General features: G+C 71.3%; 10 protein-coding genes. 2 read left to right on the top strand and 8 right to left on the bottom strand.

What is annotated here, in order from left to right; all coding sequences use genetic code 11:
• The first annotated feature begins 98 nt into the window (after positions 1–98).
• A complete protein-coding gene (locus tag SGA01_RS40240) occupies positions 99–887 on the top strand; it encodes an Fpg/Nei family DNA glycosylase (RefSeq protein WP_141303335.1) in 789 nt (262 codons plus the stop codon).
• Positions 884–1,687, top strand: coding sequence for an SDR family NAD(P)-dependent oxidoreductase (locus SGA01_RS40235; protein WP_371866329.1), 804 nt, complete (start codon positions 884–886; stop codon positions 1,685–1,687). The genes SGA01_RS40240 and SGA01_RS40235 overlap by 4 nt, the downstream gene beginning before the upstream one ends.
• Here SGA01_RS40235 and SGA01_RS42540 read toward each other — a convergent pair.
• The 8 genes from SGA01_RS42540 to SGA01_RS40195 all read right to left on the bottom strand — a co-directional run.
• Positions 1,635–1,943, bottom strand: coding sequence for a hypothetical protein (locus SGA01_RS42540; RefSeq protein WP_141303333.1), 309 nt, complete (start codon positions 1,941–1,943; stop codon positions 1,635–1,637). The two genes, SGA01_RS40235 and SGA01_RS42540, sit on opposite strands and share 53 nt — an antisense overlap.
• Before the next feature lie 150 nt (positions 1,944–2,093).
• A complete protein-coding gene (locus SGA01_RS40225) occupies positions 2,094–2,564 on the bottom strand; it encodes a Dps family protein (RefSeq protein WP_141303331.1) in 471 nt (156 codons plus the stop codon).
• A 134-nt stretch (positions 2,565–2,698) separates the two neighbouring features.
• Positions 2,699–3,082 (bottom strand): helix-turn-helix domain-containing protein, encoded by a 384-nt coding sequence (locus SGA01_RS40220; protein WP_015036585.1) that lies wholly within the window; start codon positions 3,080–3,082, stop codon positions 2,699–2,701.
• Positions 3,083–3,191: 109 nt separating this feature from the next.
• Positions 3,192–3,713, bottom strand: coding sequence for a CinA family protein (locus tag SGA01_RS40215; protein WP_141303329.1), 522 nt, complete (start codon positions 3,711–3,713; stop codon positions 3,192–3,194).
• Positions 3,710–4,384 (bottom strand): CDP-diacylglycerol--glycerol-3-phosphate 3-phosphatidyltransferase, encoded by a 675-nt coding sequence (pgsA, locus tag SGA01_RS40210; RefSeq protein WP_141303327.1) that lies wholly within the window; start codon positions 4,382–4,384, stop codon positions 3,710–3,712. The genes SGA01_RS40215 and pgsA overlap by 4 nt, the downstream gene beginning before the upstream one ends.
• Complete coding sequence (gene rimO / locus SGA01_RS40205; protein WP_141303325.1) at positions 4,381–5,874, bottom strand: 30S ribosomal protein S12 methylthiotransferase RimO; 1,494 nt, start codon at positions 5,872–5,874, stop codon at positions 4,381–4,383. The genes pgsA and rimO overlap by 4 nt, the downstream gene beginning before the upstream one ends.
• 96 nt (positions 5,875–5,970) lie before the next feature.
• Positions 5,971–6,798: a helix-turn-helix domain-containing protein gene (locus SGA01_RS40200; RefSeq protein WP_141303324.1), complete on the bottom strand. Its 828-nt coding sequence runs from the start codon at positions 6,796–6,798 to the stop codon at positions 5,971–5,973.
• A 315-nt stretch (positions 6,799–7,113) separates the two neighbouring features.
• On the bottom strand, positions 7,114–9,901 hold a 2,788-nt coding region (locus SGA01_RS40195; RefSeq protein ID WP_174867695.1), incomplete at its 5' end, for a DNA translocase FtsK.

The raw sequence follows: 9,901 nt of genomic DNA, 5'->3' as shown, positions 1-9,901 counted from the left end.
CCCGCCCCGCCGTACCCGCCCAGCACCCCCCACCCGTCACCAAAGCGCCACCGACCCGACCCATCCACTCGACACCGCCCACCCGGCATGATGGAACCGTGCCCGAAGGAGACACGGTCTGGCAGGTCGCCCACCGCCTGCACTCCGCGCTGGCCGGGCGGGTCCTGACCCGCTCGGACCTGCGCGTGCCGCGGTTCGCGACCGCCGACCTCACCGGCCGCACGCTGCTCGACGTCACCCCGCGCGGCAAGCACCTCCTCGCCCGGATCGAGGGCGGACTCACGCTCCACTCCCATCTGCGAATGGACGGCGCCTGGCGGGTGTACGCCACCGGGGAGCGCCCGCGCGGCGGCCCCGACCATCAGATCCGGGCGATCCTCGGAAACACCGAGTCCACCGCGTACGGCTACCGGCTCCCGGTCCTGGAGCTGATCCGCACCGCGGACGAGGCCGACGCGGTCGGTCATCTCGGCCCGGACCTGCTCGGCCCCGACTGGGACCCGGAGGAGGCCGTACGCCGGCTGGGGGCCGAGCCGGACCGCGCGCTCGGCGAGGCACTGCTCGACCAGCGCAATCTGGCCGGCATCGGCAACGTGTACAAGTCGGAGCTGGCGTTCCTGGCCGCCGTCACCCCCTGGCTCCCGGTCGGCGCGCTCGCTCCCGACGTCCCTGCCCGCCTGGTGGCCACCGCCCACCGCCTCCTGGAGGCGAACAAGGACCGCCCCGACCGGCGCACCACCACGACGCGCCGCCCCGGCACCCCGCTCCACGTCTACGGCCGCGAGGGGCAGCCCTGTCTGCGCTGCGGCGACCGGATCCGGAAGGCGGAGCTCGGCGACCGGATCACGTACTGGTGCCCGGGCTGCCAACAGGGGCCCACCAATTGACGACCCGTCAGATGTGGCCGTACGGTCCGGACATGACGACTCTCCCGGCGTACGACCTCACCGGCCGCACCGCGTTCGTCACCGGCGCCGCGAGCGGCATCGGCCGTGCCACCGCGCGGCTCCTCGCCCAGGCGGGGGCGGTCGTGCACTGCGCCGACCGCGACGAGCACGGCCTCAAGGAGACCGCGGCCCTGGTCACGGGCGAGGGAGGCACCGCGCACACGCACCCCCTGGACGTCACCGACCGAGCCGCACTGGCCGCCGCCGTCGGCTCCGCCGGCCCTCTCCACGTCATGGCCGCCGTCGCCGGGATCATGCACACGAGCACTGTCCTGGAGACCCGCGACGAGGACCTCGACCGCGTCCTCGCGGTGAACTTCAAGGGAGTCCTGTACGCCTGCCAGGAAGCGGCCCGCTCGATGATCGCCTCCGGCACCGCCGGCTCGATCGTCACGATGGCCTCGGGCGCGATGGACACCGCGAGCCCGGGACTGCTCTGCTACAGCGTCACCAAGGCGGCCGTCGTCCAGCTCACCAAGACCCTGGCGGTAGAAGCCGGTCCGTACGGGATCCGGGTCAACGCGGTCGCCCCGGGCTGGATCCGCACGCCCATGACGGACCGCCACGAACCCGCCGCCCAGCAGCAGGCGGAGGCCGCGATGGTCCGTCACTCACCGCTCCGCCGGGTCGGCGAGCCGGAGGACATCGCGCACGCGGTCCTCCATCTCGCCTCCGACGCCTCCTCGTTCACGACGGGCCAGATCCTGCGCCCCAACGGCGGCGTCGCGATGCCTTGGTGACCCAAGACCCACCACCGACACCACCACCGCCGAAACCGCCACCGCTCACACCGCCACCCGACCGCCGCGCCGAAGCAGCCACATGCACGGGCAGCAGACTCAGCCCCCAGCCGCCCGCGGCCACCGCGCCCTCGACGATCCCGGCATCCCCCGGCACGAGGAGCAGGCGCAGCACCGCCCACCACCAGAGCCCCCCGGCCACCAGCCCGACCGCGACCAGCGCGAGCGTCGCCGGCGGAACACGTCGCCGTACCATGGCCGCCTCCCGCGGTCGACGCTAGACCGACAGGATCACCCAGCGGGAGGGCGCACCGGAGGCAGACCCGGCGCACACCGCACACACCGCCGAGCCCGCCGCCCGCACACCACGTACCGCCGGGCCCACCGTGCGTATGGCCATGCCGCCCTACGCGCTCTCCGCCTGGAACATCCAGGCGTGCTTCTCGAGATCGGCCGTCAGACCGATCAGGATGTCCTGGCTGATCGGGTCGGGATCACCGGTCGCGTCGATCCGCTCCCGCATCCGGGTGATGACGGCCCCCAGCGCGCCGACGAGGATCCGGACCGCGTCGGCGTCCTTGACCCACCCCTCCGGGACCGTCCCGATCGCACTGGAGGAGGCCACGGTCGCCGACCGCCCGTCCGGATTCACGCCGAGCGCGGAGGCACGCTCCGCCACGGTGTCGGAGTGCAGCCGCGCGGTGTCGACGACCTCGTCGAGCTGCAGATGGACGGAGCGGAACCGCGGCCCTACGACGTTCCAGTGCACCTGCTTGGCGACCAGGGCGAGATCGACCAGATCGACCAGCGCGCCCTGGAGCGCGTTCCCGACCGTCTTGAGGTCGGGTTCGGACAGCGGGCTCTTCACGACAGACATGCGGGATCTCCAACCAGTCGTACGTCCCCCCACCATGGCAGCCCCACCGGAACCCGGCATGTCGAGCCGGAACGAGAAAAGCCCCGGTCGGCGCCCCCGCAGGGGCATCGACCGGGGCTTCGCCCCACTTCGGTTCAGGCAGCGACGACGTCGACCGCTTCCGCGGGCGCCTTGATGGTCACCCGCCCTGTGGGCACACCGCCCACCGACGTCACCGACACCGAGTTGAGCATCGGGCGCACCGGCGTCGGTACCGGTTCGCTCGCCGCTGCCGACTCGGCCAGTTCGGCCAGTGACAGCTCGTCGCTCACTTCACGCATGAGCTCGGACATCCGTACGTCCAGCGCGTCGCAGATCGCGGAGAGCAGTTCGGAGGACGCCTCCTTCTGCCCCCGCTCCACCTCGGAAAGATAGCCGAGCGAGACTCGGGCGGACGAGGAGACTTCGCGCAGAGTACGGCCTTGGCGCTGGCGCTGCCGACGCAGCACGTCACCCAACAGGCGACGGAGCAGAATCATCGGTGGCTCCCTCCTCGGACCGCGTAGCCGCATCCTTCACGCCCCACCGTACCGCCTCGCGCTGCGGCCGTGCGGGGAGCGATGTCGTGTTCACTCAGGGCTGCAAACATCAATTCCCCCCGTTGTGTTCCGTATCCTGTGCCCGCGCATTTCCCGAGAGTTCCTCATGGAGCAGTGCCAACACGCTCCGTACACTCTCTCTACGGATGTCCGCGCGGTCGCCGTTCAATCTCAACGAGACCACTTTCCCGGCTCCGGCGCACATTCCGGCCGGTCCCGCGACCGCCACGTAGACGGTTCCGACGGACTGCCCGTCCTGCGGTTCGGGCCCCGCGACCCCCGTCGTCGAGATCCCCCAGTCGGCGCCGAGCCGAGCCCGTACACCGGCCGCCATCTGCAGCGCGACCTCCGGATCGACAGCACCGCGCTCCGAGAGGAGGGCCTTGTCGACCCCCAGCAGCTCGTGCTTGAGGCCCGTGGCATAGGCCGTGACCGACCCCAGGAAGGACTTCGAGGCGCCCGATACGCCGGTGAGCTCGGCGGCCACCAGACCACCCGTGAGCGACTCCGCGGCGGCCACCGTGTGACCACGCTCCGCGAGCAGCGCCAGCACCCGGGCGGCCTCGGTCATCGCGTCGCCGCCTCCGACCGCGCGGCCGCCCGCTCCTCCGCGAGGCCCTCGCGGCGCAGGACGATCGCCTGCCGCACGTAGTCCAGACCGGTGACGACCGTCAGCACGACGGCCAGCGCCATCACCCAGAAGCGCAGGGTGGCCAGTGCACCGGTGAGCATGAGCACGTACATGCCGACCGCCGTGCCCTGCGCGAGCGTCTTGATCTTGCCCCCGCGGCTCGCCGGGATGACCCCGTGCCGGATCACCCAGAACCGCATGAGGGTGATGCCCAGCTCACGGGCGAGGATGACCCCGGTCACCCACCAGGGCAGGTCGCCCAGCAAGGAGAGGCTGATGAGTCCGGCGGCCATGATCGCCTTGTCGGCGATCGGGTCGGCGATCTTCCCGAAGTCGGTGACCAGGTTGTACGTACGGGCCAGGTGCCCGTCGAACACGTCCGTGATCATGGCCACCGCGAACGCCGCCCACGCCCAGGCCCGCCACGCCGGGTCGTGCCCGCCGTCCTGGAACAGCAGGATCACGAAGCCCGGCACGAGCACGAGCCGGATCATGGTGAGGATGTTGGCGATGTTCCACAGGCTGGCCTGATTGACGGCCGCCGCGCCCAGCTTGCCGCGGGGCGCCGGCCTACCGGTCCCGCCCGTCGCGGATGCCGGGACTCCGGTCATCTGCCTGCCTCCTCGAAAAGACACTCGGCCACCAGGTCGACGCCTTCCGTGCCGACGACCTTCGCACTGACCATACGGCCCGGGGCCAGGTCGGGGCTCGTACCGTCGGCCGTGGTGAGGACCACTTGCCCGTCGGTCTCGGGAGCCTGGTGGGCGGCGCGGCCGATCCAGCCGTCCTCCTCGTCCAGGGACTCGACGAGTACTTCCAGGGTCTCTCCGATCCGCTCCTCCGCGCGCTGCGCGGTGAGCTCCTCGGCGAGCCGGGAGAGGTGGGCGAGCCGCTCGTCGACGACGTCCTGGTCGAGCTTGTGCTCGTACGTGGCGGCCTCGGTGCCGTCCTCGTCGGAGTAGCCGAAGACGCCGATGGCGTCGAGCCGGGCGTGGGTGATGAAGCGTTCCAGCTCGGCGAAGTCCGCCTCGGTCTCGCCGGGGAAGCCGACGATGAAGTTGGAGCGGGCACCGGCCGTCGGGGCCTTGGAGCGGATGGTCTCCAGGAGCTCCAGGAAGCGGTCGGTGTCGCCGAAGCGGCGCATGGCCCGCAGCACGTCCGGGGCGCTGTGCTGGAAGGACAGGTCGAAGTACGGCACGACCTTCTCGGTCGACGTCAGGACGTCGATGAGGCCGGGGCGCATCTCGGCGGGCTGGAGGTAGCTGACGCGGACGCGCTCGATGCCGTCGACGGAGGCCAGATCGGGCAGCAGGCTCTCCAGGAGCCGGATGTCGCCGAGGTCCTTGCCGTACGAGGTGTTGTTCTCGGAGACCAGCATGACCTCCTTCACGCCCTGCTCGGCGAGCCAGCGCGTCTCGTTCAGCACGTCCGAGGGACGGCGCGAGACGAAGGAGCCGCGGAAGGAGGGGATGGCGCAGAAGGAGCAGCGGCGGTCGCAGCCGGAGGCGAGCTTCACCGAGGCGACGGGGCTGGTGTCGAGCCGGCGGCGGAGCGGCGCGCGGGGCCCGGAGGCGGGCGCGAGCCCCTCGGGAAGGTCGGCAGGCGCGTCGACGGGGGCCTCGGCGGCGTCGCCGTGTCCCGGCAGGGCCACGGCCGCGGCGGCCTCCTGGCGCTCCACGGGCGACAGCGGCAGCAGCTTGCGCCGGTCACGCGGGGTGTGGGCCTCGACACTGCCACCGTTGAGGATGGTCTGGAGGCGGTTGGAGATGTCGGCGTAGTCGTCGAAGCCGAGGACGCCGTCGGCCTCCGGGAGGGCCTCGGCAAGCTCCTTGCCGTACCGCTCGGCCATGCAGCCGACGGCCACGACGGCCTGGGTCTTGCCGTGATCCTTCAGATCATTGGCTTCGAGGAGGGCGTCGACGGAGTCCTTCTTGGCTGCTTCGACGAATCCGCAGGTGTTGACGACGGCGACGTCCGCTTCCTCGGCGTTCTCGACGAGCTCCCAGCCGTCCGCTGCCAAGCGGCCTGCGAGCTCCTCCGAGTCCACCTCGTTACGGGCGCAGCCAAGAGTGACAAGGGCGACGGTACGGCGTTCGGGCATGAGCTCAAGACTACTTCGTCCCGGCCGTTCCCCCGTCGCGCAGGGTTCACCTGCGCGACAGAGGTCACATCACGGGGTCCGTCGGGTCCGGACGGATCATCCGGCCTCGGGGTCGCCCTTGGTGTAGGTGAGCCGCTCGACCTGGCCGGATTCGAACTTCTCTTCGACCTTCTTGCCGTTGACGTAGAGCTCGATGGCACCGGCATTGCCGAGGACCAGGTCGACGCGCTCGTCGTCCTGGAAGGTCTTGGACTCGCCCTCCAGGAGGAGGCCGTCGAAGAGCAGCTTCCCGTCCTCGGCCTTGGCCGAGATCCAGCTCTTGCCGTCGACGGCGGTGAGCTTGACCGTGACCTTGTCCTGCGGGACCGCGGCGATCGCGCTCTCGCTGGGCTTCGGGGCCACCGGCTTGACCGGCTTCGGCTTGGCGGCGGAGGTCGCCTTCTCCGGCGCCGGGGCCGGACCGCCGTCGGCGGTCGTGGTGCCCTTGGGGGCCTCGTTGCCGTCGAACATCGTGAAACCGACGAAGCCGACGACGGCGACGATCGCCGCGACCATCGCGGCGGTCCAGTTGGGCCGCCGCGGCTCGGGGCGGATACGTTCCGCCTCGAAGAGCGGGGCGGCGGGGGTGGGCGCGGGGCGACCGCCGTGGTCCGCGTCGTACTGCTCGATCAGATCGGCCGGATCGAGACCGACGGCGCGCGCGAGGGTACGGATGTGCCCGCGGGCGTAGACGTCGCCGCCGCAGCGCGAGAAGTCGTCCTCCTCGATCGCGTGCACGATCGGGATCCGGACACGGGTGGAGGCACTGACCTCTTCGACGGTGAGACCGGCGGCGATTCGGGCCTGCTGGAGAGCGCGACCGATCGAGTCCCGGTCGTCTGCCGGGAACGTCCGGTCGTCTTCGGGGGAGTTGCCGATGGACACGTGAGCGCCTTTCGAGCGTGTAGCCACCTGCTGGACGTTCAGTCTATGGGTGGTACGAAAGGGTGGGGCAACCGGGCGGGTGCTGTTTGTACGCCATGAGGCTGGGACATCCATCTGTCCCACCGTCCAACTTGACGTACGGCCAGGGGAAACGGTTGCCCCCGTTCCCTTACGAGTGAGTCTCGGCCCGGTCTCGATCGGGTACGCCGGTGGCGACCGGGCACGAAGGCGCCGGTCGAGGTCGCGTACGCCGACGGGGTACGCGGCCGGCGGCCGAGCTCTCCGATGCCGACCGCCTACCCGGCCCCCTCTCCGCTACACCCCCGACTCGCCCCGGATCACGGCGAGCACCTCGTCCAACTCGTCGGGCTTCACCAGCACGTCACGCGCCTTGGAGCCCTCGCTCGGTCCGACGATGTTCCGCGACTCCATCAGGTCCATCAGCCGGCCGGCCTTCGCGAAGCCGACGCGCAGCTTGCGCTGGAGCATCGACGTGGAGCCGAACTGCGTGGAGACGACCAGTTCGGCGGCCTGGCACAGCAGGTCGAGGTCGTCGCCGATGTCCTCGTCGATCTCCTTCTTCTGCTTGGTGCCGACGGTGACGTCCTCCCGGAAGACGGGCGTCATCTGGTCCTTGCAGTGCTGCACGACGGCCGCGACCTCGTGCTCGGTGACGAAGGCACCCTGCATGCGGACGGGCTTGTTGGCACCCATCGGCAGGAACAGTCCGTCACCCTTTCCGATGAGCTTCTCGGCGCCGGGCTGGTCCAGGATGACCCGGCTGTCGGCGAGCGAGGACGTCGCGAAGGCGAGTCGCGAGGGCACGTTCGCCTTGATGAGGCCGGTGACGACGTCCACGGACGGCCGCTGGGTCGCGAGGACGAGATGGATACCGGCGGCACGGGCCAACTGGGTGATGCGGACGATCGAGTCCTCGACGTCCCTCGGCGCGACCATCATCAGGTCGGCGAGCTCGTCGACGATCACCAGGAGGTACGGGTAGGGGTTGAGCTCGCGCTGGCTGCCCTCGGGCAGCTTGATCTTCCCGTCCCGGATGGCCTGGTTGAAGTCGTCGATGTGCCGGAAGCCGAAGGCGGCCAGGTCGTCGTAGCGGAGGTCCATCTCCTTCACCACCCACTGCAGGGCCTCGGCGGCCCGCTTGGGGTTGGTGATGATCGGGGTGATCAGGTGCGGGATGCCCTCGTAGGCGGTGAGCTCGACCCGCTTGGGGTCGACGAGCACCATCCGGACGTCCTCGGGCGTCGCTCTTATCATCACCGAGGTGATGAGGCAGTTGATGCAGGAGGACTTGCCGGAGCCGGTGGCACCGGCGACCAGGATGTGCGGCATCTTCGCCAGGTTGGCCATCACATAGCCGCCCTCTACGTCCTTGCCGAGCGCGACCAGCATCGGATGGTCGTCGCCCGCCGCGTCCGCGAGCCGCAGGACGTCCCCGAGGTTGACCATCTCGCGGTCGCTGTTCGGGATCTCGATGCCGACGGCGGACTTGCCGGGGATCGGCGAGATGATCCGGACGTCCGGCGAGGCCACGGCGTACGCGATGTTCTTGGTCAGGGCCGTGATCTTCTCGACCTTCACGGCGGGACCGAGCTCGACCTCGTACCGCGTGACCGTCGGACCGCGGGTGAAGCCGGTGACGGCCGCGTCCACCTTGAACTCGGTGAAGACGTTGGAGAGCGATTCCACGACGAGGTCGTTGGCCGCGCTCCGGGTCTTGCCGGGCCCGCCGCGCTCCAGCAGGTCCATCGACGGCAGCGAGTACGTGATGTCGCCGGAGAGCTGGAGCTGCTCGGCCCGGGGCGGCAGATCGGTCGGCTCGGGCGCCGGCTTCGTCAGGTCGGGTACGCCCCCACCGGACCGCTTGTCGCCGCCACGCGCGCCCGGCACGGGCGCGGCCGGGGCGACGGGCCCGGAGGTCTCCGCGCCGGCCGCCAGGGCAGCGTCGCGCTCGGCGGTGACGTCCCTGGTCAGATCGGCGACGATCGGGGAGGGTGGCATGCCGTTGAGCACGGCGCCGTCGAGGGCGGCCGCCGCGGCCGCGGCGATGTCCACCGGGTCCAGGCCGTGGTCGAAGGGCTCGGCGGCGGAGCTGCGCGGGCCACGGCCGGCGCGCCGCTCCAGGAGCTCGGCCTCGGCCCGGTCCACGTCGTACGGCTCCGCCGGGCCGGTCGTCCGGCGCCGGACGGGACGGACGGTCCGCGGCGCGGCCTCGCGCCACTCCTCGTCGTACGGGTCGGGCCCCTCGTAGCCCTCGTACCCCTCGGCCTCCGGGTCGTCGGCGGGTTCGACGATGCCGAGCCGGGCGCCGAGGGCGCGCAGGCGCTGCGGGATGGCGTTGACCGGGGTCGCCGTGACGACGAGCAGGCCGAAGACGGTGAGCAGCACCAGCATCGGTACGGCGAGGACCTCGCCCATCATGAAGACGAGAGGCTGGGACGCGGCCCAGCCGATGAGGCCGCCCGCGTCCTGCATGGCCTCGGTGCCGTCGCCGCGGCCCGGTGAGCCGCAGGCGATGTGGACCTGGCCGAGGACGCCGATGACGAGGGCGGAGAGCCCGATCACGATCCGGCCGTTGGCCTCGGGCTTCTCGGGGTAGAGGATCACCCGGACGCCGATCGCGCCGAGGAGCAGCGGCACCAGCAGATCGAGCCGGCCGAAGGCCCCGGTGACCAGCATCTCGACGAGGTCGCCGACCGGGCCGCGCAGATTGGACCAGGTGCCCGCGGCGACGATCAGCGCGATACCGAGCAGCAGCAGCGCGAGCCCGTCCTTGCGGTGGGCGGGGTCCAGGCCCTTGGCGCCGCGCCCTATCCCCCGGAACATCGCGCCGACCGCGTGGGCGAGGCCCAACCAGACACCACGGGCGAGCCGGTACACACCTCCGGTGGGGGACGGTGCCGGGCGGGGCGCGGCCTTCTTCGCCGCGGTCTTCCGCGCGGGCGCGCGCTTGGCGGGCGCGGCCTTCTTGGCCGTCGCCTTCTTCGCGGCCGGTTTGGCGGGCGGCTTGGCCGGCGACTTCGCGGGCGCCGCCTTCTTCGCGGCGGCCGTCGTCCGGCCGGCGCGCGGCTTTGCAGCGCCCGCC

Origin of the sequence: Streptomyces gardneri, from assembly GCF_006539185.1 — a bacterium.
In the GTDB taxonomy this organism is placed as follows: Bacteria; Actinomycetota; Actinomycetes; order Streptomycetales; family Streptomycetaceae; genus Streptomyces; species Streptomyces gardneri.
This window is presented reverse-complemented; position numbering and strand designations above follow the sequence as displayed.

Excerpts from the sequence above, each read along its gene's own strand:
- SGA01_RS40215 (WP_141303329.1), bottom strand. The coding sequence starts at position 3,713 with ATGACCGAGGCCGCCCGGGTGCTGGCGCTGCTCGCGGAGCGTGGTCAC.
- rimO (WP_141303325.1), bottom strand. The coding sequence starts at position 5,874 with ATGCCCGAACGCCGTACCGTCGCCCTTGTCACTCTTGGCTGCGCCCGT.
- SGA01_RS40220 (WP_015036585.1), bottom strand. The coding sequence starts at position 3,082 with ATGATTCTGCTCCGTCGCCTGTTGGGTGACGTGCTGCGTCGGCAGCGC.
- SGA01_RS42540 (WP_141303333.1), bottom strand. The coding sequence starts at position 1,943 with ATGGTACGGCGACGTGTTCCGCCGGCGACGCTCGCGCTGGTCGCGGTC.
- pgsA (WP_141303327.1), bottom strand. The coding sequence starts at position 4,384 with ATGACCGGAGTCCCGGCATCCGCGACGGGCGGGACCGGTAGGCCGGCG.
- SGA01_RS40225 (WP_141303331.1), bottom strand. The coding sequence starts at position 2,564 with ATGTCTGTCGTGAAGAGCCCGCTGTCCGAACCCGACCTCAAGACGGTC.